The organism is Sediminibacillus dalangtanensis (genome assembly GCF_017792025.1).
GTDB classification, from domain to species: domain Bacteria; phylum Bacillota; class Bacilli; order Bacillales; family Amphibacillaceae; genus Sediminibacillus; species Sediminibacillus dalangtanensis.
Genome location: NZ_CP046956.1, coordinates 2980259 through 3004610, shown reverse-complemented (window position 1 = coordinate 3004610; position 24352 = coordinate 2980259). Strand labels below are relative to the sequence as shown.

The following is a 24352-nucleotide window of genomic DNA, read 5'->3' as shown; positions in this document are numbered from 1 at the left end:
ACGATTCAATCCTGCATGTCAACCCTTGGTGGAGAAATGCTACAGGCAATCAACGTGCGAACTACCTTGTCGGTGCTGTTCTGCATGAAGATATGAAGGCGCTACAAACAATCGATATGAAAAAAGCTCAGCTTGACTGGGTCATTGTCGGCGGATCTGACCCGCTTCGCAAGGCGTTCTATCAGCTGTTAACCGCCCATTTTCCTGACTGGCAAGTGATCGAAGCAACCGATGAGCAGGTAGACCGTTCTCCTGTCCTGGGTGCCTGGGAAGTCGCTTCTGTAAAATTTGCAGACTGAAATTAGTAGAGGAGGAATCGTAATGAAGATAACCGGATATGAACTGTTCCAAGTACCGCCACGCTGGCTGTTTTTGAAGGTCAGCACCGACGAAGGAATTGTCGGATGGGGAGAGCCTGTCATAGAAGGAAGAGCGCATTCCGTAAAAGCGGCCGTAGAGGAATTGATGGAATACTTAATCGGTAAAGACCCCCTGCAAATCGAGGATCATTGGAACGTGATGTACCGTGCAGGTTTTTATCGAGGCGGTCCGATATTGATGAGTGCCATCGCAGGTATCGACCAGGCATTATGGGATATAAAAGGAAAATTCTACAATGCCCCGGTTCATCAGCTGATGGGCGGCCGTTGTCGGGATAGCATTAAAGTATATTCCTGGATCGGCGGCGACCGGCCATCCGATGTCGGAACAGCTGCCAAACAGGCAGTCGAGACTGGATTCACCGCAGTAAAAATGAATGGCACCGAAGAGTTGCAGTATATCGATTCCTATGAAAAAATCGATCAGGCGGTAGAACGAGTGGCCGCTGTAAGAGATGCAGTCGGAAATGGAGTCGGAATCGGCATCGACTTTCATGGCAGGGTCCATAAACCAATGGCGAAAATCTTAGCAAAAGAATTGGAAGCCTATCGGCCGATGTTCATTGAAGAGCCCGTCCTTTCGGAAAATGAGGAAGCTTTCAAAGAAATTGCACGCCATACCCATATTCCGATTGCAACAGGTGAGCGGATGTTTTCTCGCTGGGATTTTAAAAATCTGTTGGCCGACGGTTATGTCGATATCATTCAGCCGGATTTATCGCACGCAGGCGGCATAACCGAATGCAAAAAGATTGCATCGATGGCGGAAGCGTACGATGTGGCCCTTGCTCCGCACTGTCCGCTGGGACCGATCGCCCTGGCAGCGTGTCTGCAGGTCGACGCCAGTTCGCATAATGCTTTTATCCAGGAACAAAGTCTCGGTATTCATTACAATAAAGAGAATGATATTCTGGATTATATCAAGGACCGCAGTGTGTTTGCCTATAAGGATGGTTATGTTGCCATTCCGGACGGTCCTGGTCTCGGCATAGAAGTCGATGAAGATTATGTGCGAGAACGTGCCAAAGAAAGCCATAATTGGCGTAATCCGGTCTGGCGACATCAGGACGGAAGCCTTGCCGAATGGTAAGACAGCGTTTTTCAATGATAAGCCTGTTACGTGTCCCCGAGCCGGTACAAAAGTATAATGACTAATGCCAAAACCGAACGATGATTCGAAATCTCAAGCATTCGAACTCGTTCGGTTTTTTATTTTGTCTCTAACTTTCCCCTCAGTGTCGATGAAGATCGAAAAGTTATGCAGGAACAGGAGAAACGCACTTCATCCGGTCGATGAAGATCAAAATGAACTGCAGGAACGAGAGAAAAGCACTTCATCCGTTCGATGAAGATCAAAGTGAGGCTCTGGAACGAGAGAAAAGCACTTCATCCAGTCGATGAAGTACAAAATGAGGCACAGGAAAGGGAGAAACGCACTTCATCCAATCTGAAGTTCAAGATGTCCTCACATTAACGGATAAAAGCTTTTCAACCCCTCGATATAGATCAAACAAGGTTAGAGATAAAATTTTCTTCTCTAAAAAGTTGAAAAATTCGTTGATTCTCTATATAATTAATCTAACTACCATACTAGTATTATGATTTGTTTTTCTAACTGATGGAGGTGGTCACAATTTCTACAACGAAACGTGTCAACGGATCAACGAGAGACTTTGTCTATGAAACAGTAAAGCAGCAAATAATTAACTGGGAACTTGAACCAGGAACAAAGATTTCGGAAAAGGAAGTAGCTGAAAAACTGGAAGTTAGCCGTACGCCTGTCCGAGAAGCATTCATGAAGCTTGCACAGGAAGAACTGCTCGGTGTTTATCCGCAAAGCGGCACACGTGTCTCGCAAATCGATTTAAGCCTGGTGGAAGAAGGGCGTTTTGTCAGAGAAAATATCGAAAGAGCTATCGTGAAAGAGGCCTGCAGTAATTTTGGGGAAGATCAATTATTTCAGCTAGAAACCAATTTGACGATGCAGGACCTTTGCCTGGAAAAAGGGACACACCACCGACTATTCGAGCTAGATGAAGCGTTTCACCGCTTGCTGTTTGAAGGAAGCGGCAAACAGCGGACATGGGAAATGATAAGAAAAATGAACACCCATTTTGATCGGCTGCGTATGTTGAGACTAGCTTCCAATCCGGATTGGAATGTACTTGTTTCCCAGCATAAAGAAATCTTCGGGTACATTTCCAAGCAACAGGCGGATTTAGCCGAGGAAGCAATGAGAAAGCATTTGCATTTAGTCGACTTTGAGAAAGAAGAGTTAAAAGAACGCTATCCAAACTATTTTAAATAAGGTTGTTCTACTTGAAAAAGAAGAATAGTGGATAGCTGTTCTTTTTGTGAAATTTGAAAGCGGTGTCAAATCGTTTTTTTAGGAAGTGACCCAGGAGAATCTGCCCTTGCACTCAACAAATAGAAGAGCTTTTCTGGACTGCATATTAATAGTATGCCTGTTGGTGAATAAAATGGAAAAGGAAGGTGTTTGCCATGATTCATGTCGCAATTATCGGGACAGGTGCGATTGCACCTTCTCATATCAAAGGGTACCTACAGTTTTCGGAAAGATATAAAATCATTGCGGTTTGTGATCCAGATATCGAAAAAGCCCAAAAAACAGTGAAAGCATTTGGTTTATCGGCCGAGGTTTATTCCGATTATCAGGAATTGGCCAGGCTGCCGGAACTTGACTTGGTTTCCGTCTGTACGCCTCCCTACACACACGCTCCCATATCGATCGATTTTTTACAGCAAGGAAAGCATGTGTTAGTGGAGAAACCGATGGCCTCCTCCCTGGAAGAATGTGACGAGATGAATAAGGCGGCAGAAACCAGCGGTAAAATTCTGTCGGTCGTTGCCCAAAACCGTTTCCGTACGGCCATGATGAAAATGAAAGCGATACTTGATAAAAACGTAATCGGACAGGTGCTACATACCCAGGTTGATTCCTTCTGGTGGCGGGGTCACAGCTATTATGATTTATGGTGGAGAGGGACATGGGAAAAAGAAGGCGGCGGATGTACATTGAATCATGCCGTTCATCATATTGATATATTCCAGTGGATGAATGGGCTTCCTGCTGAGATTACAGCTGTCACCAGCAATACGGCCCATGACAACGCTGAAGTGGAAGATTTATCGATAGCGATCGGTCGCTACCAAAACGGTACCCTAGCCCAAATCACCAGTTCCGTTGTTCATCATGGGGAGGAGCAGCAATTGACTTTCCAGGGTAAAAATGCTCGTATTTCTTTTCCTTGGAAGGTAGTCGCCTCCCAATCAAAGGAAAATGGCTTCCCCCTTCAGGATGCGGAGCTTGAAGAAGCAGTTCAATCGGAATATAACCGGCTTCCAGCTTTAGAATTCGAGGGGCATTCTGGACAAATTCATGACATGCTGACCAGTATCGAAGAGGGAAAACAAGTATTGGTAGATGGCAAACAGGGACGACAGACGCTCGAATTGATTATGGCAATCTATCAATCTGCAACTTTACAGAAAACGGTTCAGCTCCCTTTGACAAAAAAAGATCCCTTTTACACAAGAAAGGGTATCATGCAGCATGCTCCACGTTTTTACGAGAAAACGACAGCTGTACAAGGGTTTGATGATAATAGCATTACAACCTGATAACCTGAAGGCACTGGCTAAACGGAAAAGGAGGAGAAGGAGATATGAATAAGCAGGACGGAATGAATTATGCCCCTACTGGAAAGTCCGACCATGTAGTCAATCCGGGGGAATTCAAGTTTGCCGCAGTTGGTTTGGACCATGGTCATATTTACGGCATGTGCAACGGTTTGATTGAAGCGGGAGCCGAGTTGGTTGCTGTCTATGACCCAGACCCGGAAAAAGTGACCGCTTTTCAACACAAGTTTCCAGGTGTTAAAGCTGCTTCATCTAAACAGGCTGTGCTGGATAATCCGGTAATCCTGTTAGTGGCAAGTGCCAATATTCCGGCAGATCGGGGCCCTTTGGGGCTGGAAGTGCTGGATCACGGCAAGCATTTTTTTACCGATAAGCCCGCTTTCACGACGATGGAGCAGGTGAAAGCGGCCCGCCGGAAAACGGCTGAAACAGGATTAAGATGGGGCATTTATTATAGTGAGCGTCTCCACGTGGAGAGTGCTGTTTTTGCCGGCCAGCTCATCGACCAGGGGGCGATCGGAAGGGTCGTACAGGTAATTGGTACCGGTCCTCACCGGGCCAATCCGGCCAGCAGGCCTGACTGGTTCTTCGATCCGGAGCGGTTCGGCGGTATTTTATGTGATATCGGCAGCCATCAGATTGAACAGTTTCTTCATTTTGCGGGAGCGGAAGATGCAGAAGTGCTGCATAGTAAAGTGGCAAACTATTCCTTCCCGGATCATCCCGAATTCCAGGATTTTGGTGATGCGACTCTCGTGGCTGACAATGGCGCCACCTTTTATTTTCGAGTGGATTGGCTGACCCCGGATGGCTTAGGCACTTGGGGAGATGGCCGGGTATTTATTCTCGGAACAGGGGGGTACATCGAAATTCGGAAATACATCGACATCGCTAGAGACGCTACCTCGGATCATTTGTACTTAGTCAACCAGGAAGAAGAGAAACATTTCGAATTGAACGGCAAAGTGGGATTCCCTTTTTTCGGGACGTTTATCCTCGATTGTCTGAACGGGACGGAAAACGCCATGACCCAGGAGCATGCCTTCCGGGCCGCCGAGCTGTGTATCGAAGCACAGCAAAAGGCTACGCATATCCATCCAGGTGCTGCAAGGCAAGCAGCCGGTAACTAATCATCGAAAAAGAAAAGGGGGATAAAGTGAAAGCGTTTATGGATGAAGACTTCTTGTTGGAAACCGAAACAGCAAAACAGCTTTATCACGACTATGCAAAAACGATGCCGATTTTTGATTACCATTGTCATTTAACAGCACAGGAAATCGCCGAGGATAAACGGTTTTCTTCACTTACGGAATTATGGCTGGGAGGAGACCACTATAAATGGCGAGTACTGAGGGCTAACGGTGTTCCGGAGACGTATGTAACCGGCTCAGCTGAGGAACGGGAAAAGTTTAATAAATGGGCAGAAACGGTACCGCATTTAATCGGTAATCCGCTGTATCACTGGACCCACCTGGAGCTGAAACGGTGCTTTGGCATAACAGAGGTCCTTACTCCGGCAACCGCCGACAAGATTTGGGAAGCTTGCAATCAGAAAATACAATCAGCATCGTTTAGTGCAAGGGAAATCATCCGTTCTTTTAATGTAAAAGGACTGTGCACGACCGATGATCCGGTTGATTCGCTGGAATATCACCAACAAATCAAACAAGACCCTTCCTTTGATTGCAAGGTTTTGCCTACATTCCGGCCCGATGGTGCGTTGAATATAGAAGGAACAGCATTCCGGGAATGGGTGCTCCGATTGGAGGAAGTAGCAGGCTTTCCAATCAACAGTTACCAGGACTTTCTGCAAGCCCTGGAAAAAAGAATCGATTTTTTTCATGAAGCAGGCTGCAGGCTGTCGGACCATGGGTTGGATTCCCCTTTCTTTTTGCCCGCGACCAAGGAAAGGTGTCATTATATTTTTAAAAGAGCCTTGTATAACGAGCAAATCAGCGAGAAAGAAGCGGTTCAATTCCGGACCGCAGTGCTAATCCACTTGGGAAAACAATACGCTGAAAAAGGATGGGCGATGCAGCTTCACATCGGCGGACTGCGTAACAACAATCAGAGGATTGAAGCCGAAATTGGACCGAATGCAGGATTTGATTCGATTGCTGATTTCACATATGCTTCCGACCTATCGAACTTTTTGAATGAACTGGATAAAACCGAAAGTCTTCCGAAAACCATCTTATATAACTTGAATCCGCGCGATAATTATATGATTGCCTCGATGGCAGGGAATTTCCAGGGGGATGTACCCGGTAAAGTTCAATTCGGTACTGCCTGGTGGTTCAATGACCATATAGATGGAATGGAAAATCAAATGAGAACACTTGCCAATGTCGGGGTATTTTCCCGATTTATCGGAATGCTGACAGATTCCCGCAGCCTGCTTTCCTATACGAGACATGAATACTTCAGAAGGATACTGACAAATTTGATCGGGAAATGGGTGGAAAACGGCGAGTTGCCGGCAGACATCGAATGGCTGGGCAAGGTTGTCCAGGATATTTCATACAACAATGTTTGTCATTATTTAGACATAGATTTATAGATAAGGACGTGTAAACATGAGAATGGTATTTCGCTGGTTTGGCGAAGGAAACGACAGTGTATCGTTGAAACATATCAAACAGATACCGGGAGTCGAGGGGATTGTTTGGGCATTGCATGATCTGCCAGCAGGAGAGGTGTGGCCCCCGGATCGGATCCAGGAAGTGAAGAATCAGGCTGAACAGCATGGTTTTCATATAGATGTAGTGGAAAGCGTCAATGTACATGAAGATATAAAACTGGGATTGTCAACAAGAGATACGTATATTGATCATTATATCCAAACAATCGAGAATTTGGCCGCAGCAGGAGTTAAGGTTATATGTTATAACTTTATGCCGGTTTTTGATTGGACACGTACCGAACTGTTCCGCCAGCATGAAGATGGCTCGACGGCATTGTATTTTGAAAACGAGAAAATCCGGAATTTAGATCCAATGGAGCTTGTGGAGACGATTTCCAATAATGCTGCTTACACGATGCCGGGGTGGGAACCGGAAAGGCTTCAATATTTAACGAAGCTTTTCGACCAGTATCGTGGAATGACAGAATCAGACTTGTGGGATAACCTGCAATATTTTTTGGAGAAAGTAATACCAGTAGCGGAACAGCACGATATCAAGCTGGCGATTCATCCAGACGATCCGCCCTGGTCGGTATTCGGGCTTCCGAGAATCATCACCAGTCAGGAAAATATCAGGCGGCTTCTCGCTCTGGTAGATAGTCCTGCCAACGGGGTTACGTTATGCAGTGGTTCTCTTGGTGCCAATCCAGAAAACAATGTCGCTGACATGGTCAGGGAATTTGCCGGCCGCATCCACTTCGCCCATATCCGTAATGTCAAGGCAATGGACAATGGCAGCTTTATCGAAACCTCCCATCGTACATCCGATGGGTCCGTCGATATTTATGACGTTGTCAAAGCGTACCATGAAACAGAATATACGGGCTATGTCAGACCTGATCATGGACGTCATATTTGGGATGAAGCTTGCAGGCCGGGCTATGGACTGTATGATCGTGCGCTCGGTGTGATGTATTTATGGGGCATTTGGGATTCATTGGTACGGGCAAGAAAGGAGGATAACCTTTATGCTTCCAGTAAATGAAAATTTAAAAGGGAAAGTTGCTGTTATTACCGGTGGCAGTGGCGTGTTGTGCAGCGCCATGGCACGGGAACTTGGCAGACAGGGTGTGAAAGTTGCCATTCTTAACAGGCAGATAGAAAACGGGAAGAAAGTAGAACAGGAGATTGTGTCGGCAGGAGGACAGGCGATGGCTGTCGCCTGTGATGTTCTAGACCGACAAAGCGTGGAACGTGCCGAGGAATTCATCCGTGACAAATTCGGCGTATGCGATATTTTGATAAACGGAGCAGGCGGAAATCATCCGGATGGGACAACCACAAAGGAAAATTTCGAAGTGGAGGATTTAGAAAGCAACGATTTGCTGACTTTTTTTGATTTAACCACCGAAGGTTTTCAGTATGTATTCAATTTGAACCTAATCGGAACCGTGATTCCCACTCAAATCTTTTCGAAACAAATGGCCAACAGAAAAGGCGCTACGATCATCAATATGTCTTCCATGAGTGCGCCTTCGCCGATGACGAAGGTGCCGGCATACAGTGCAGCCAAAGCTGGCATTAACAATTTTACCCAGTGGCTGTCTGTCCACTTTGCCCATGTCGGTATCCGGATAAATGCTATTGCCCCTGGCTTTTTCTTGACGGAGCAAAACAAAAATTTACTAACGAACAGCGATGGATCGTTGACGGAAAGATCGAACAAAATATTGTCGCAAACCCCTATGAAGCGGTTTGGAAAACCGGAAGACCTGCTCGGCACCTTGTTATGGCTGGCGGATGATAATCTGTCCGGGTTTGTTACAGGTACTACTATACCGGTTGATGGAGGCTTCATGGCGTATTCAGGTGTTTGAGATAGTGTAGAAGTTCTGCCGGTGAATCCCTCCGGCAGTTTCTTCTTTTTAACCATCTGTGCGTTTTATTTACCTTTTATTATTTTTTCTGAAGCCCCGTCTACGCCGTTTAAACAAAGACAGGAAAAGTAGGCATTTATGGTTGAACGATCCCAGTTGGCTTGATAAGATAAAGGTAGTTAGTTTATCCGTTGAACAAAGAGGGAAGGCTCTTTTGAAAACGGTAACAAAAAGAAAGGAAGAGGGGGAATGGCATGCAGATAACCAACCCGATCCTTCCCGGTTTTCATCCAGATCCGTCGATTCTCCGTGTGGGGGATGATTTCTACATAGCTGTCTCAACATTTGAGTGGTTCCCTGGGGTGCAAATTTATCATTCGAGGGATTTACTGCATTGGGAGCTGTTGACTTATCCGCTCACAAGAGACTCCCAGCTTCAGATGATTGGCAATATTAATTCCGGCGGAGTATGGGCGTCTTGCTTAAGTTATTCAGATGGCGTCTTTTATTTACTATTTACGGATGTGAAAAGTCGAAAAGGAGCCTTTAAAGACACGCATAATTATGTGGTGACAGCTGAAAAAATTACCGGTCCGTGGTCAGAACCGATATATCTGAACAGCAGCGGCTTCGATCCTTCCCTGTTTCATGATGAGGATGGGAAAAAGTGGATGATTAACATGATTTGGGATCATCGCAAAAGGAAGAATTCCTTTGCCGGCATCGCCCTGCAGCAAATCTCCTCAGAAGAAAACAAGCTGGTTGGACCCGTTTGGAATATTTTTTCCGGAACGGAGTTGGGAGCTACGGAAGCGCCTCATCTGTACAAAAAAGATGGCTACTATTATTTAATGACTGCTGAGGGCGGAACCAGTTATGATCATGCTGTTACGATGGCAAGAGCAGAATCCATAACCGGTCCGTACCAGCTAGATCCGGGAAATCCAATTTTGACTTCGGATAAAAGCAAGCGTGATGAACTTCAAAAAGCGGGTCACGGAAGCTTAGTTGAAACACAATCCGGTGAATGGTATCTTGCCCATCTTTGTGCACGTCCGGTTACCGATAACAAGTGTATTCTTGGAAGAGAGACGGGCTTGCAAAAATGTTACTGGACAGATGACGGCTGGCTTCGTGTTGATGGTGGGCCAAACCCGCAATGGCAGGTACCTGGCCCGGACTTGGAAATGGCACCGGTAGAGGGGGAAAGCAACCATGATGACTTTCAGGAAAAAGAGTTGAAGCGTTATTGGAACGCTTTAAGACAGCCTTTTTCCGAGGATTGGCTTTCGTTAAAGGAAAGAGATGGTTATCTGCGGTTGAAAGGGGGAGAATCATTGAACTCCCTGCATCGCCAAAGTTTGGTAGCGCGCAGGCTGGAAAGTTTTCATCTTAGTGCCGAAACCGCTGTCGATTTCCAACCGGAAACTTTTCAGCAAATGGCAGGATTGATTGTGTACTATGACACAGATGACTATGTTTATCTAAGGATCAGCCAGGATGAACAACTGGGTAAATGTCTCGGAATTCTCCATACGAAACACGGCATTTATGATGAACTGCTGCCGGAAGATATTCCACTCCCGGAAAAAGTGCTTTCCTATCTTCGAGTCGAGATACACAGGGAAAATTTACAATTCTCTTATTCGCTCGATCAAAAAACATGGAAGACGATCGGGCCTGTAGTAGATATCAGTCATCTGGCCGATGATGCAACTGAGTTGAATTCACTACGCTTCACCGGAACGTTTGTCGGCATGTGCTGTCAGGATTTAAGTGGAAGGAAACACGTTGCCGACTTCCACCACTTTATTTATACCGAACAGGACATCTAATAAATTGTTACCAACACACCATGAAAATCATTGGCACATCATTTGTGTTTGTTCCTGGTGTGTTTTTTTATAGGAAGGATGGTAATTAGAATATGAAAAAAGCATTGATATTCCAAGGCGGCTGGGAAGGTCATGAGCCGGCTGAAGTTGCAGAAATTTTAGCGGGTATTTTACAGGAAGAAAAATTCGAAGTAAAAACCACCGATTCTTTGAAGACGTTGGAACAGGAAGATTTAAATGGTTATGACCTGATCGTTCCCAACTGGACGCAGGGAGAAATTACGAACGAGCAGCTCAAGCCTCTGCTGGAAGCCGTAGCATCCGGAACAGGACTAGCAGGTCTGCATGGTGGATTGGGAGATTCTTTCCGAAAGGCGACCGACTACCACTTCATGGTCGGTGGACAATGGGTGGCCCATCCCGGCAACGATGGAGTGGAATACACCGTTCACATCAAGGATCCAGGACACCCACTTACCTATGATATAAAGGATTTCACAGTTGTTTCAGAGCAATATTATATGCATGTGGATCCAGCAGTGAATGTTCACGCCTACACAACTTTTCCGGTGGCAGACGGGCCGCATGCAGGGAATGGAGAAGTAGACATGCCGGTCGTCTGGACGAAAAAATGGGGGAACGGGAAGGTGTACTACTGTTCTCTAGGACATGTAGCGGAAATTGTCAGGATGCCGGAAGTGACAGCGTTGATGCGGAATGGATTTAATTGGGCGGCAAGATGATAGCAGGAAGGGAAGATGATTGGGTTGGGAAAATTGTTGGCAGGCATAATAGGTTGCGGTAACATCAGCAGTATTTACTTTGAAAACTTGAAAAAATTCGAGGTATTGGAAGTCGTTGCTTGCGCAGACCTGGATATCGAGCGGGCGCAGGCAAAAGCAGAGGAGTATCATATTCCTCATGCCTATACACCAGAAGAGCTCTTGGCAGATCCTGCTATAGACATGGTGATCAATCTGACGATTCCGGCCGTCCATGCAGAGGTGGCGCAAAAGGCATTGCAGGCAGGCAAGCACGTATACGGAGAAAAACCGCTTGCTGTCAGCAAGGATGACGGGCGGCTTGTTCTGGAAACAGCCAGTAAAAAAGGACTGTATGTGGGCAATGCTCCCGATACTTTTTTAGGTGGCGGGCTACAGACTTCCCGAAAATTACTGGAGGATGGTTGGATTGGGAAACCTGTTTCAGCTGTTGCCTTCATGATGGTGCCTGGACATGAGCGTTGGCATCCGGATCCCGCCTTTTACTATCAGGAAGGCGGCGGCCCGATGTTTGATATGGGTCCTTATTACCTGACTGCTTTAACGTTTTTGTTGGGCCCGGTGAAACGGGTGACTGGATCGGCCAGCATCACTTTTCCGGAGCGAACCATAACCAGTGAACCAAAATACGGGGAAAAAATCCAGGTAACCACTCCGACCCAGATAAATGGTGTCATGGACTTTTCCAACGGAGCTGTCGCATCGATCATTACCAGTTTCGATACTTGGCATCATCAGCTGCCGCATATCGAAATATATGGTACAGAAGGCAGCATGGTCGTTCCGGATCCAAATACATTTGGAGGCCCCGTGTATCTCAGAAGACATGATGATAAGCAGTGGACAGAAGTTCCGTTGAGCCATGGGTTTACGGAAAATAGCAGAGGGATCGGTGTGGCAGAAATGGCACATTCCATTCTGACAGGAAGGGAGTCACGAGTAAATGGCAAAATGGCTTATCACATTTTAGAGGTCATGCATGGTTTTCTCGAGTCATCGGAACAAGGAAAGCATGTTCCCATTTCCAGCAGCTGTAACCAGCCGGATATACTACCTACAGGCGTCTCACAACAAAATTTTGAAGCAGTGATGTCAACCAAATCAACGGAGGAGAGTGGAGAATGAAACTGGGTGTATTTGCTGTATTATTTGGCGACCGACCATTGGAAGCTGCGCTTGATAAAATAGTGGAAGCGGGGTTGCAAGCGGTAGAAATAGGTACTGGCGGTTATCCGGGCAATACGCATTGTCAACCTGCTGAACTGTTGGGGGATGCAGATAAGTTAGACCGATTCAAACAGACCATTGAGAGCAGGGGACTTACCATTAGTGCGTTGAGCTGTCACGGCAACCCGCTGCATCCTGATAAGGAAATAGCGGAATCCCATCACCAGCAATTCAGGGACACCGTTCAATTGGCAGCTAAATTAGGTGTGGATACAGTAGTCACTTTTTCCGGATGCCCTGGTGAATCAGCGCATTCCCGTTCGCCTGTTTGGGTTACCTGTCCCTGGCCGGAAGATCATGCCCTTGTTTTGAAGTGGCAATGGGAAGAAAAGGTCATTCCTTACTGGAAGGAGCAAAGTATATTTCTTCAGGAACACGGTGTAAAAGTCGCAATCGAACCACACCCTGGCTTTGTCGTTTACAACAATGAAACAGCATTGCGTTTGCGGAAAGCATGCGGTGATAACATTGGAGTGAATGTCGATCCAAGTCATTTGTTTTGGCAGGGGATGGATCCTGTTGCAAGCATTCGAGAACTGGGCCGTCATGATGCCATCTACCATTTTCATGCCAAAGATACGGCAGTTGATAAAACAAACACGGCGACAAATGGGGTGTTGGACACCAAGCCGTACAGCGATGAAATAAACAGGTCATGGATTTTTCGGACGATTGGTTACGGCCACGGAGAACAGTATTGGAAGGAAATCATCAGTGAACTGCAACTTGCCGGATATTCAGGAGCTGTCAGCATTGAACAAGAAGACAGCTTGATGCCCGTGGAGGAAGGCTTCCATAAAGCAGTGGACTTATTGCAGCGGGCCTTGATCAAGGAGAAAGCAGGTGAGATGTGGTGGGCATAGCAAAACAGGAGATCAATATCGGGATGATTGGTTATCAGTTTATGGGAAAAGCACACAGCCACGCTTACCGGGATATTCCCTTCTTCTTTGATTCCGAAGTGAAACCGGTGCTGAAGGCGCTGGCTGGCAGAAATGAAGCGGAAGTAAACAAAGCCGCAGAAACAATGGGCTGGGAATCGACCGAAACGGACTGGAGAAGATTGATCGAAAGGGAAGATATCGATGTTATTGACATCGTCACCCCTAATCATACCCATGCCGAAATGGCCATAGCAGCAGCAGAGGCAGGTAAACATATCATCACGGAAAAACCGCTGGCTCTTACGTTGGAGGAAGCGAAAGCGATGTATCGGGCGGTTCAAAAAAACAAGGTCATTCATATGGTCTGCCATAATTACCGTTTCGCTCCGGCTGTCCAGTATGCGAAGCGGTTAATTGAAGATGACAGGTTAGGCAGGATTTATCATTTTCGGGCTGATTATTTGCAAGATTTTATTATGGATCCGTCTTTTCCACTTGTATGGCGGCTGAAGAAGGAAGTATCCGGTTCAGGGGCACTTGGGGACATCGGCGCCCATAGTATTGACCTTGCCCGCTTTTTGGTTGGTGAAATAATGGAATTGGTCGGGACCATGGAGACTTTTGTGAAAAAAAGGCCTCTTGGAGAAATGGCAGGGGGACTGAAGGCGGAATCGGAAAAAGATCAATATGGAGAAGTGACCGTGGATGATGCCGTTGCTTTCCTGGCGAAGTTTTCCAACGGTGCTCTCGGTACTTTTGAAGCGACACGGTTCGCCGGCGGTAATCGAAATAAAAATAAATTTGAACTAAACGGGGAAAAAGGTTCGATTCGCTGGGATATGGAAAACATGAACCTTTTGGACGTTTATTTGGTGGACGATGAACCGGGTCTGCAAGGGTTCCGGACCATCAACTGTACAGAGGAGGAGCATCCGTACGTCGGGGCGTATTGGCCGCCTGGACATATTATCGGATATGAGCATACGTTTATCCATCTTTTATATGAATTTCTGCAAGGAATAACGAAGCAGTCGCAGCCGTATCCCAGCTTTCTCGACGGGGTAAGGAATCAGGCAGTCCTGCAAGCGGTGGAGCAGTCTGCGGAAAGCAGGAGATGGGTGAAAGTAGAACAGTTTGGCTAAGGCTATTTTCGTCATTTATTCTATCGCTGCGGGTTATTTAAACCAAGCCACAACTTTCACATGCCGTTGAATCACAACGGAAAAACACTACGCTACGCTTGAAGTCTGTGTCCTGTATTCTGCCAAGCATGGTTATAGAACTAACTTAAAGAGGGAAAATCGATACGAACATAGGATGATCATTGATTCCACAACTGGCACAGGGAAACAGACAAAAAAAGCAGTTCAACGACAAACATTCGCTGAACTGCTTTTTTAAATAGACTTAAACACCCTGACTTTGTAAATCACCCTTGAAAAAGTTTTCGACTGAAAAAGCTGCCACTCCAAGTGCCGTAGAATGAGTGGATAACTCCGAGAATTGAATCTGTAGGTCTTTTTGCTGAAACCATAAAGTTTGGTTTACCATCCTGCTGATCAGCGGATCGCGCAGCCACTTTTTAGCAGAAGCCATTCGATTTCCGATAATCACCTGCTGCGGATTGAAAATATTGATGATATTGTTTAATCCGACGCCCAAGTAATCACCGACTTGTTCAAACAGCCGGATGACCTGTTCATCGCCGTCATCGGCCAGTTCGGAAAGGTTCTCGAGCGTTGGCTGTTCTGGAGCATCAGGAAGTTTAGCAGCATTACTTAATAATGCCTGTTCTGCAGCATAAAGCTCCCAACAGCCCTTGTTTCCGCAACGGCACTTTTTTCCGTCGACTTCTATCGTCATATGCCCAAGTTCTCCAGAAAAACCATTATTGCCTTTATAGAGCGATCCATTCAGGATTAACCCGACACCAATACCGATTCCTGCACTGACGTAAATAATATCCTCTAGATCTTTTCCTGCCCCGAATCTCTTCTCACCATAGGCACCGGCATTCGCTTCATTTTCTATAACGACCGGTACCTGATACTTTCTTTCCAGGACGGCCTGCAGGTGGATATTTTTCCACTCCAGGTTAGGAGCTAGCAGGATTTCTCCGGTATTGCTTACTGTTCCTGGAACACCTACCCCAATTCCAACGATCCCATACGGACTTGGCGGAGCAGCATCGATCAAGTGATCAATGATATCAAATAGCTTCACTTTAATTTCTTCATACGTTAAGTCCGTGTACGATTCACGTTTTTCATTACAAATGTTTCCTTGTAAATCGGTTAGTACACCAAGAAGGTAATTGACACCGATATCAATACCGATGGAATAACCTGCAAGCTGGTTAAAGAGCAGCATGACAGGTCTCCTGCCGCCGCTTGAAACGCCTGGCCCCGATTCTGATATCAATTGCTCTTCCAACAATTCACTCACCAGCGATGATACGGTCCCTTTATTAAGGCCAGTGAGGTTGGCTGTTTCAGCCCGGGAAACTGGTGAATGATCTTTGATTGTTTCAAGTACAAGAGACTTATTCCCTTTTTTTACTACATGCTGATTCCACGTCTGATTCATCGTCATTTTCATTTCATCATCTCATTCTTCCTTTTCTTCTAAGTTTACCACATTCAAGGAATAAAAATAAACTTTGTTTATTCAGTAGACAAACAAGGTTTGTTTTGGTATATTAAGTACAGAAGTTGCTATTATTCAGAAAAGAGGGGGTTTACCAATGGTAAAAAAGAAAGCGATTTCATTGTTGTCTGCTGCTTTTGCTTCGGTGTTGTTGATGGCTGGCTGTTCAGGTTCTGGAGACTCAGCAAGTGGTGATTCTGGCGAAAAGACGATTGAATTCATGCATTTATGGCCGGAAGGCAGCTCAAAGGATCACTACGAAATTGTAAACGAAATCATTGCCGACTTTGAAGAAGAGCATCCAGATGTCACCGTAGACTTGGAAGTATTAAGTAATGAACAGTATAAAGATAAAATCAAAGTGTTGTCTTCTTCCGGAGAACTGCCGGATGTCGGGATGACATGGCCTGCAGGATACTTAGAACCATATGTAGAAGGAGAGATGTTCGCTCCGCTTGATGATGTCCTGAATGATGGATTGAAGGATGAATTTGTTTCAGGTACGACGGAAGCTTACCAAGTAGATGGCAGTACGTATGGTCTTCCGCTGGAGCTTAATATTGCAACCGTTTTCTATAACAAAGCAATTTTCGAGGAGTACGGCTTAGAGGCACCTAAAACATACGAAGAGTTCCAAAATGTCGTCGATACGTTGGTAGACAATGGAGTTGCTCCAGTTGCATTGGGCAACAAAGACAGGTGGACAGGTTCGCTATGGTACATGTACCTTGCTGACAGAATCGGCGGTGCAGATGTTTTAAACAAAGCGATCGACCGTTCAGGCAGTTTTGAAGACCCTGCATTGGTTGATGCAGCCGCTAAAGTACAAGAACTTGTTGATAATGATACCTTTATCAATGGTTTCAACGGCCTTGCTGATGAAGAAGCGAAGAGCATGTTTATGAACGAACAGGCTGCTATGTATTTAATAGCAACTTGGGATTTGCCGAATTATACCACCAATGAAGATGTACCACAGGAATTCCGGGATTCTGTCGGATTCTTTAACTTCCCGACGGTTGAAGGACAAGGCGACATGAACAGTTTTGTTGGAGGACCTGGTGTTGGTTTGTTCGTTGCCGAAGACTCTGATGTAAAAGAAGAATCCATGGAATTTGTGAAATACTTTGCAGAAAACTGGGGAGAGAAATCCGTTACCCAGGCTGGCGTTATTCCGGCCACGAAAGTGAACCCTGACGAAGTGGACCTGCCGGATATGTACTTGGATGTATTGGATGAGTTGAATAATGCGTCGAACATCACCTTGTTTGCAGATGTGCAAATGAGTCCTGATGTTGCTGAAGTTCATCTTGATATGATCCAGTCACTATTTGGAGGTGAGGTGACTCCGGAAGAATTTGCCAAGAAGCATGAAGAAGCACTTGCCAATGAGGAATAAGCAAGAGATATGGCCTCTCCATTACGGAGGGGCTTTTTCTATAAATGATCAGTATGAATAAGTAGATTTAACTTTGTTCATCCACTAGACAAACGGACGATAGTTTGCTATTCTAAAATGGAAACCTGTAATAAGCTTCACAGTGGGTAAGCCCTCAAGTCAAAGAGCGAAAAAGTAAGCGATTACAAGGTAGTGTGTTGATTCTTATCCGTGCAGGGAACTTTTCTTGACGTTTTATGAAAGCAGTTACAATTAGAGGATGGAGAGAAGTTTGCTGCTCATCCCTTATGGATTACATAACTGCAAAAATGAGTGGGATAGTTTTTTTACTGCTGTGGCATGTTTCCTTTCTATCTAATAAAAAGTAGGGGTTGAATGTTATGAACAAAGTGATGTCTAACAAGTTGATGATCGCGCTCTATGTATTGCCGGCGCTTTTGTTAATCGCAATATTGATATTTATTCCGTTGATCCTTACAGGTTACTACGGGCTGATGGATTGGAACGGAATCGGAAACATGGAATTTATTGGACTGGAAAACTACATAAATGGTCTGCAAGATCCAAAGTTTTGGGAGAGTGCTTATCATTCTTTCCTGTTAGCGTTGTTTTCTACCCTTAGTCTCGTTATTTATTTAGCCATTTCGCTAATTCTCGCCTCGAAAATCAAAGGGGCGGACTTTTTGCGGAAAATTTATCTGATACCGATGCTGCTATCTTCTGTGGCGATTGCTCAACTGTGGATCAAGGTCTACAACCCGAATAATGGAATTTTGAACAGCATCTTGATGAAACTTGGAGTGGAAAGCCCTCCTGCATGGCTTGCCGAACCATCGATCGTTCTCTACGCCATTTTCATCCCGATTCTTTGGCAGTACGCAGGCTTCTACATTTTGATTTATTATGCTGCTTTAAAAAATATTCCGGAGTCGTTAATTGAGGCAGCTAAAATCGACGGAGCTACTCCGCTGCAAATTGCGTATAAAATCAAGCTGCCGCTGATCATGGGGGTCATTAAAGTGACCATCGTACTGGCAATTGTAGGTTCATTGAAGTATTTTGATCTTATTTACGTTATGACTGGAGGGGGGCCGAATGGGGCAAGTGAAGTCATGGCATCCTACATGTACAAACTGGCCTTCTCCACCAACGACTTTGGCTATGGAAGTGCTATTGGATTCCTGCTGCTGGTCATCACGCTTATTGTCACAGTCATTATTCGTAAGCTGACTGCTTCCGACGACGAACTACAATATTAGGAATAAAAGGAGGAACAACCGATGAACCGCATTGGCTACACCATTCTTTACATTTGCCTTGGATTGGTTGCATTGTTTCAAATTTTCCCGATCATTTGGCTTTTCTTGTTTTCATTGAAGGATAATAGAGAAATATTTTCCGGTTCGCCTTTTGCACTCCCGACTGAATTAAAGTGGGAAAACTATGCAAAGGTGTGGGAAGGCGGAATCGGCGTTTATTTTTTCAATAGTGTATGGATTACTGGCCTGGCTATCGTTTTGACGGTACTGCTTGCAAGTATGGCCACGTTTGCGATTACGAGAATGAACTGGAAGTTGAGCGGTTTCGTTTTAGGTCTGTTTATGGTCGGCTTGATGATTCCGATTCATTCTGCACTAATTCCGCTTTTCAGTATGTTTCTTAATGTCAACTTGATTGATCACCCGCTATCGATTGTCATTACTTATACGGCGTACAATCTGCCAATCACGATGATGATTTTACTGGGCTTTTACTACACTTTACCCCGTGAAATCGAAGAAGCTGCAATTATTGATGGAAGTTCGATTCACCGGCTGTTTTTTCAAATCATTCTGCCGATGACAACGCCGATTATGTCGACTACGGTCATTATCAACATGATTTACAATTGGAACGAGTTTGTGTTTGTGAATACATTTATTAGTTCAGATAAGTATAAAACACTGACGGTCGGCATTCAGAACTTCATCGGCCAGTATATGACCGATTGGGGTGCGATCGGTGCTACGTTGATTATCAGCGTTCTGCCAATTCTGCTGGCATTCATCTTTTTCAGCAACAAGGTTGTCGAAGGGATATCTTCCAGTGCAGTAAAAGGGTAAGGAAAGAGGCCGGGACAAAAGCATAGTGACCAAAGCGAAAACCGAACGATGATTCGAAAGGGTACATATTCGAACTCGTCCGGTTTTTGTTTTTAAATAGTCTAGTAGACAACTCTTTAGCTAGACTTCCATATATTCTGTTGGTTGATAAGTGTTTCACTGTGCTCCGGCAAGGTAATGCGCTTTCCCGCGGAAAGCGCATTACCTTGCCGGAGTGTGTTTGCCACCACTTACTCTTAAGAGAAGTTATTCCTGCTTTCCTTATCCTTTAACTGTCGTTAGTTATATTATGTTGCTTCCGACCACTTTGCATATTTCATGGCCGGTTTAAAAAAACGGCGTGTCAGGTACTCAACGTTACTGTGATTTTGCGGCTATTTTGCGAAATGCATGCATGCTCATCCACATGGTGATGAAGGCATAAACACTTCCGCCAAAGATGAAAAACAAGGCGGGGAGGTACCGCATCACGACAAAGGTACAAACCAGGCATACAACCATGAAAAAGGTACTAATCGGATTTACTAACATAATCAAAAATGCATTTCGCAGCATTCCCGAAACTTTTAAATCGAAATGGACGAAAACAGGGAATAAGTAAAACAAATAGAATACAAACAATAACATAAAGGCAAATAGCGGAACGTAAGTCCATTCCAGTTCTGTCAATTGAATATACTGAATGTCTATGTAAATCAACAACACAATTATACTGACGAATAAGCCAAGTAAATTGGATTTCCAAAAATCCTTTTTGTAATAAGACCAGAATGTACCCATCACAGGCAAAGAGCTTTTACCTAGGAGCCATTGGCGTACAAGGGCAAACATGGCGATGGTTGCCGGGAAAAAACCAAAAAGGACCCCACCTGTTAGCGTGAAGAGTATCCATAACAGGTTGATATAGGCAAACCGTGTAATCCATTCTAACGTAGTGTAAAGCGCACCGCCTGGATTCATTTATCGTTCCTCCATCTTAGTTGCTTGGTTTTTACAAAAGGGACGCACGTCCTGTTTTATTATCTCAGATTCCTGACAATTTAGCATGTACAGATTCATTATAAACTTTGTTTATTTAATAGACAAACTAAAAGAAGGTTGCTATAATAATCAATGAAAGCAGTTACAATTTCGAGACAGCTACATAACTACGCTGCTTTGAATCAAAGGAGCATAGTGCCGTCAGTTGCCTTATCATTCATGATAATAGGAGGTTTTCGAAATGGCTTATTTTACAGACATTAACAAAATCAGTTTTGAAGGGGCAAAATCAACTAATCCATATGCCTTCAAGTATTACAATCCCGAAGAAGTAGTCGGCGGTAAAACAATGGAAGAATATATGCGTTTTGCCGTGGCATACTGGCATACCTTCACGATGGATGGTTCCGATCAATTCGGGTCGGGAACAATGGTACGCCCATGGGACAAATATAGTGGAATGGACCTGGCAAAAGCGCGAGTAGAGGCTGCTTTTGAGTTTTTTGAAAAACTTGGGGTTCCATATTTCTGCTTCCACGATGTCGATATTGCTCCAGAAGGCAGTACACTGAGAGAAACGAACAAAAACCTTGATACCATCGTCGCGATGATTAAGGATTACATGAAAGACAGTAAAACAAAGCTGTTATGGAATACAGCCAATAACTTTACCCACCCACGTTTTATTCATGGAGCAGCATCCTCCAGTAGTGCTGACATTTTCGCTTTTTCAGCAGCAAAGGTGAAAAAAGGGCTTGAAATTGGAAAAGAGCTCGGAGGTCAGAATTATGTGTTCTGGGGCGGAAGAGAAGGCTACGAAACGTTATTGAACACGGACATGAAACTGGAATTGGACAATCTGGGCCGCTTCTTCCATATGGCCGTTGATTATGCAAAAGAAATTGGATTTGATGCCCAGTTCCTGATCGAGCCGAAACCGAAAGAGCCTACTACCCATCAATATGATTTTGATGTAGCGACAGGTTATGCATTTTTGCAGCGGTATGATCTGCAGGACCACTTTAAATTCAATATCGAGGCAAACCACGCAACATTGGCCGGCCATACGTTCGAACATGAACTGCATTACGCCCGTGTCAACGGTATGCTTGGTTCCGTTGATGCCAACCAGGGTGATCCATTGCTCGGCTGGGATACTGATGAATTTCCGACAGACTTGTACTCTACTACACTGGCAATGTATGAAATCATCAAAAATGGCGGTTTAGGTAAAGGCGGTCTCAACTTTGATGCCAAAGTCAGAAGAGGTTCATTCGAGCCTGAGGACTTGTTCCACGCTCATATCGCCGGTATGGACAGCTTTGCGGCTGGTTTGAAGGTCGCACAAAAGCTTCTTGATGACAAAGTGCTTGAAGATGTTGTGGAAAGTCGCTATAAGAGCTACACAGAAGGAATCGGACAGGAGATTGTCAATGGCACGACTGATTTCCATAAGCTTGAAGAGCATGTGCTGGATAAGACCGAATTCAAGCATCAATCTGGTCGTTTGGAACAAATCAAAGCGACGATCAACCAATACTTACTCCAAGCTTTTGCCGACCAATAAATCGATTGAATGGAAGAAGCGAGGTGGAAATCAATGAAGTATGTCATCGGAGTTGATTTAGGCACCAGCGCGGTAAAAATTTTGCTGGTAGACCAGCTGGGAAACGTAGTGCAAGAAGTATCTAAATCGTACCCATTGATTCAGGAAAAAACCGGCTATAATGAACAGGATCCGCAAGTATGGATAGATCAGACAGCTGCAGGGCTGTCTGATCTGCTGAAGGAAGCAGATGTGAACGCGAGCGAAGTGGAAGGAATCAGTTTTTCCGGGCAAATGCACGGACTGGTCCTTCTCGATGAAAACTATAACGTGTTGCGTCCGGCCATCTTGTGGAACGATACCCGGACAACAGAGCAGTGCCAAAACATCTATCGGCAAGTTGGTGAGGAGAAGCTGCTTGAGTTAACAAAAAATCCGGCATTGGAAGGGTTCACGCTACCAAAGCTGTTATGGGTAAAAGAAAATGAGCCAGAGATTTATGAACGAGCCAGTACGTTTGTCCTGCCGAAAGATTATTTGCGGTATAAAATGACCGGGAAATTGCATATGGAATATTCCGATGCAGCCGGAACACTGCTTTTGAATATTGGTGAAAAGCAATGGAGCAAGGAAATTTGTGAAACGGTCGGAATTAGCGCAGAACTTTGTCCTCCGCTGGTTGCATCAGATGCAGAAGTGGGAACGATTGCGGAAAATTTTGCCGAACGAACCGGGATGAATCCGTCGACGAGAGTTTTTGCCGGAGGGGCCGACAATGCCTGCGGGGCTATCGGATCGGGCATTCTGGAAGACGGCAAGACGCTGTGCAGTATCGGTACCTCCGGTGTCGTCTTGTCTTATGAACAAGGACCGGAAAAAAACTTCCAGGGAAAAGTCCATTACTTCAATCATGGAGCTAAAAACGCCTATTATACCATGGGAGTAACCTTGTCCGCCGGTCACAGTCTAAGCTGGTTTAAAGAAGTCTTTGCACCTGATATTGACTTTGATGATTTGCTGGCTGAAGTGGGGTCAGTCCCCGTCGGAGCAAATGGCTTGTTGTTCACCCCTTATTTGGTCGGTGAACGAACACCGCATGCAGATTCGACTATCCGAGGCAGTTTCATCGGAATGGATAGTTCCCATCGGCGCGATGACTTTGTGCGTGCTGTTATGGAAGGCATCACCTTCTCTTTGAATGAGTCCATTGATATTTTCCGGCAGAACGGCAAGCAAATCGATACGATCGTTTCGATAGGCGGTGGAGCGAAGAATGAAGCGTGGCTGCAAATGCAGGCAGACATATTCGATGCAACTATCGTCAAGCTTGCCAGCGAACAAGGTCCTGGCATGGGAGCTGCGATGCTTGCTGCATTTGGATGCGGATGGTTTGATTCTCTCGCTGCTTGTGCCGATCAGTTTTTACAGGAAGCTGCAACATATCAGCCAAACCCGGAAAATGTAGAGCGTTACCGGGAATTGTTTCAGCTATATAAAACTGTTTACAGACAAACAGCAGACATTAATCATAAGTTAATGCGCTATCGAAAATAAAAAATTTCTGACCGGCTATTTAAGCTGGTAAGGCTGTCGAGGTTTTCTCGGCGGCCTTTTTCGCTGTATAGAAATGATAAATTTGACTGTCTGTGGATCATTATTGGCTGAACCAGCCACGCCCAGCTCCAGCGCTTACCCCTCGAGGTTTTAAGCAAATTCTCTGTGTGGCAAAAAGTGCCACGCCGAGGCTGTTCTTAAGCTTATCGGAGGCCCAAACGATGTGGGTCATGCAGGCGTTTTGCCACAGGCGGGTTGGAGAACAGCGCTGCGGAAATACCCCGCGCTTTCCGCGGGCGGCTGATGAGCTTCCTTGAGCTAACGTTCTGCAGGATCTCACCGAGGCCTTTCCTTCGCTTTTAACATGCTTCCTATTTTATTAAGAGGATTCTTATTATTGTTGACTGTATACACCAAAGTGCTGGAATGGATTTGTTCAGGATTCCAGCTTCTGTTTATTCGAGGTGGTTGAGGCTAAAAAATACAGAAAGTTGCGGGCTCCAACCTCTGTCCTATATTAATTTTCCATTAAATAGGGTATAATAAGGATAGAATCAGAAAGGGGATTAGATTATGGCTTATTACAACAACAAGAAAGAACCAGCCCCGGAAGTAGAAACAACGATTTGGTCTTGCACAAGCGAGGACTGTTCAGGTTGGATGAGGGAAGACTTTTCGTTTGAAGAAACGCCAAAGTGTCCGCTATGCCAGTCAACCATGGAAAAAGAAACAAAAACATTACCACAAATTAAGTAATACCGGGCTGATACCAACCACCAATGGAAAGCCTGGTTTATTTAATTGGCAGGAGGCAGAGAGTGCGATTTGATGAAAGCCTGCTGCTGGTTGGAAACAG

21 protein-coding genes are annotated in these 24352 nt (G+C 45.2%); 19 read left to right on the top strand and 2 right to left on the bottom strand.

The window, feature by feature from the left end:
• Positions 1 to 92 precede the first annotated feature (92 nt).
• From ERJ70_RS15015 to ERJ70_RS14955, 13 genes are all read left to right on the top strand, one after another.
• Complete coding sequence (locus ERJ70_RS15015) at positions 93 to 299, top strand: hypothetical protein (RefSeq protein WP_209365613.1); 207 nt, start codon at positions 93 to 95, stop codon at positions 297 to 299.
• A gap of 22 nt (positions 300 to 321) precedes the next feature.
• Positions 322 to 1470, top strand: a complete 1149-nt coding sequence (dgoD, locus tag ERJ70_RS15010) for a galactonate dehydratase (RefSeq protein WP_209365612.1) — start codon at positions 322 to 324, stop codon at positions 1468 to 1470.
• Positions 1471 to 1998: 528 nt separating this feature from the next.
• The gene (locus ERJ70_RS15005; RefSeq protein WP_209365611.1) at positions 1999 to 2688 is read left to right on the top strand and encodes a GntR family transcriptional regulator; all 690 of its coding nucleotides are present in this window, start codon (positions 1999 to 2001) and stop codon (positions 2686 to 2688) included.
• A gap of 194 nt (positions 2689 to 2882) precedes the next feature.
• Positions 2883 to 4022, top strand: coding sequence for a Gfo/Idh/MocA family protein (locus ERJ70_RS15000; protein ID WP_209365610.1), 1140 nt, complete (start codon positions 2883 to 2885; stop codon positions 4020 to 4022).
• A gap of 44 nt (positions 4023 to 4066) precedes the next feature.
• Positions 4067 to 5170, top strand: a complete 1104-nt coding sequence (locus tag ERJ70_RS14995) for a Gfo/Idh/MocA family protein (RefSeq protein WP_209365609.1) — start codon at positions 4067 to 4069, stop codon at positions 5168 to 5170.
• Between the two features lie 26 nt (positions 5171 to 5196).
• Positions 5197 to 6600, top strand: coding sequence for a glucuronate isomerase (uxaC, locus tag ERJ70_RS14990; RefSeq protein WP_245208014.1), 1404 nt, complete (start codon positions 5197 to 5199; stop codon positions 6598 to 6600).
• A gap of 16 nt (positions 6601 to 6616) precedes the next feature.
• Entirely contained in the window at positions 6617 to 7708 is a 1092-nt protein-coding gene (uxuA, locus tag ERJ70_RS14985; RefSeq protein WP_209365608.1) for a mannonate dehydratase, read from the top strand.
• Entirely contained in the window at positions 7692 to 8540 is an 849-nt protein-coding gene (locus ERJ70_RS14980; RefSeq protein ID WP_209365607.1) for an SDR family oxidoreductase, read from the top strand. The genes uxuA and ERJ70_RS14980 overlap by 17 nt, the downstream gene beginning before the upstream one ends.
• Before the next feature lie 254 nt (positions 8541 to 8794).
• A complete protein-coding gene (locus ERJ70_RS14975) occupies positions 8795 to 10375 on the top strand; it encodes a glycoside hydrolase family 43 protein (protein ID WP_209365606.1) in 1581 nt (526 codons plus the stop codon).
• Positions 10376 to 10467: 92 nt separating this feature from the next.
• Positions 10468 to 11118, top strand: a complete 651-nt coding sequence (locus ERJ70_RS14970; protein WP_209365605.1) for a ThuA domain-containing protein — start codon at positions 10468 to 10470, stop codon at positions 11116 to 11118.
• A 15-nt stretch (positions 11119 to 11133) separates the two neighbouring features.
• Entirely contained in the window at positions 11134 to 12282 is a 1149-nt protein-coding gene (locus tag ERJ70_RS14965) for a Gfo/Idh/MocA family protein (RefSeq protein ID WP_209365604.1), read from the top strand.
• Positions 12279 to 13247: a sugar phosphate isomerase/epimerase family protein gene (locus ERJ70_RS14960; protein ID WP_209365603.1), complete on the top strand. Its 969-nt coding sequence runs from the start codon at positions 12279 to 12281 to the stop codon at positions 13245 to 13247. Before ERJ70_RS14965 ends, ERJ70_RS14960 begins: the two co-directional genes overlap by 4 nt.
• Positions 13248 to 13270: 23 nt before the next feature.
• A complete protein-coding gene (locus ERJ70_RS14955) occupies positions 13271 to 14410 on the top strand; it encodes a Gfo/Idh/MocA family protein (RefSeq protein ID WP_374099820.1) in 1140 nt (379 codons plus the stop codon).
• A 265-nt stretch (positions 14411 to 14675) separates the two neighbouring features.
• On the opposite strand, the gene ERJ70_RS14950 is transcribed toward ERJ70_RS14955, so the two are convergent.
• Positions 14676 to 15860, bottom strand: a complete 1185-nt coding sequence (locus ERJ70_RS14950; protein ID WP_209369416.1) for an ROK family transcriptional regulator — start codon at positions 15858 to 15860, stop codon at positions 14676 to 14678.
• A gap of 151 nt (positions 15861 to 16011) precedes the next feature.
• Here ERJ70_RS14950 and ERJ70_RS14945 point away from each other — a divergent pair, with 151 nt between their 5' ends.
• The 3 genes from ERJ70_RS14945 (at position 16012) to ERJ70_RS14935 (ending at position 19415) form a co-directional block, all read left to right on the top strand.
• Positions 16012 to 17313, top strand: a complete 1302-nt coding sequence (locus tag ERJ70_RS14945) for an extracellular solute-binding protein (protein WP_209365602.1) — start codon at positions 16012 to 16014, stop codon at positions 17311 to 17313.
• 380 nt (positions 17314 to 17693) lie between these two features.
• Positions 17694 to 18572 carry a carbohydrate ABC transporter permease gene (locus tag ERJ70_RS14940; RefSeq protein ID WP_209365601.1) on the top strand — a complete coding sequence of 293 codons (879 nt, stop codon included), beginning with the start codon at positions 17694 to 17696 and terminating at the stop codon, positions 18570 to 18572.
• A gap of 21 nt (positions 18573 to 18593) precedes the next feature.
• Positions 18594 to 19415: a carbohydrate ABC transporter permease gene (locus tag ERJ70_RS14935; RefSeq protein ID WP_074598671.1), complete on the top strand. Its 822-nt coding sequence runs from the start codon at positions 18594 to 18596 to the stop codon at positions 19413 to 19415.
• A gap of 357 nt (positions 19416 to 19772) precedes the next feature.
• Here ERJ70_RS14935 and ERJ70_RS14930 read toward each other — a convergent pair whose 3' ends face one another.
• Positions 19773 to 20375, bottom strand: coding sequence for a YesL family protein (locus tag ERJ70_RS14930; RefSeq protein WP_209365600.1), 603 nt, complete (start codon positions 20373 to 20375; stop codon positions 19773 to 19775).
• Positions 20376 to 20637: 262 nt separating this feature from the next.
• On the opposite strand from ERJ70_RS14930, the gene xylA reads away from it, so the two are divergent.
• The 3 genes from xylA (at position 20638) to ERJ70_RS14915 (ending at position 24252) form a co-directional block, all read left to right on the top strand.
• Complete coding sequence (xylA, locus tag ERJ70_RS14925; protein ID WP_209365599.1) at positions 20638 to 21963, top strand: xylose isomerase; 1326 nt, start codon at positions 20638 to 20640, stop codon at positions 21961 to 21963.
• A gap of 33 nt (positions 21964 to 21996) precedes the next feature.
• Positions 21997 to 23496, top strand: coding sequence for a xylulokinase (gene xylB, locus ERJ70_RS14920; protein WP_209365598.1), 1500 nt, complete (start codon positions 21997 to 21999; stop codon positions 23494 to 23496).
• Positions 23497 to 24069: 573 nt separating this feature from the next.
• Positions 24070 to 24252, top strand: coding sequence for a cold-shock protein (locus tag ERJ70_RS14915; protein WP_209365597.1), 183 nt, complete (start codon positions 24070 to 24072; stop codon positions 24250 to 24252).
• Positions 24253 to 24352: the final 100 nt, after the last annotated feature.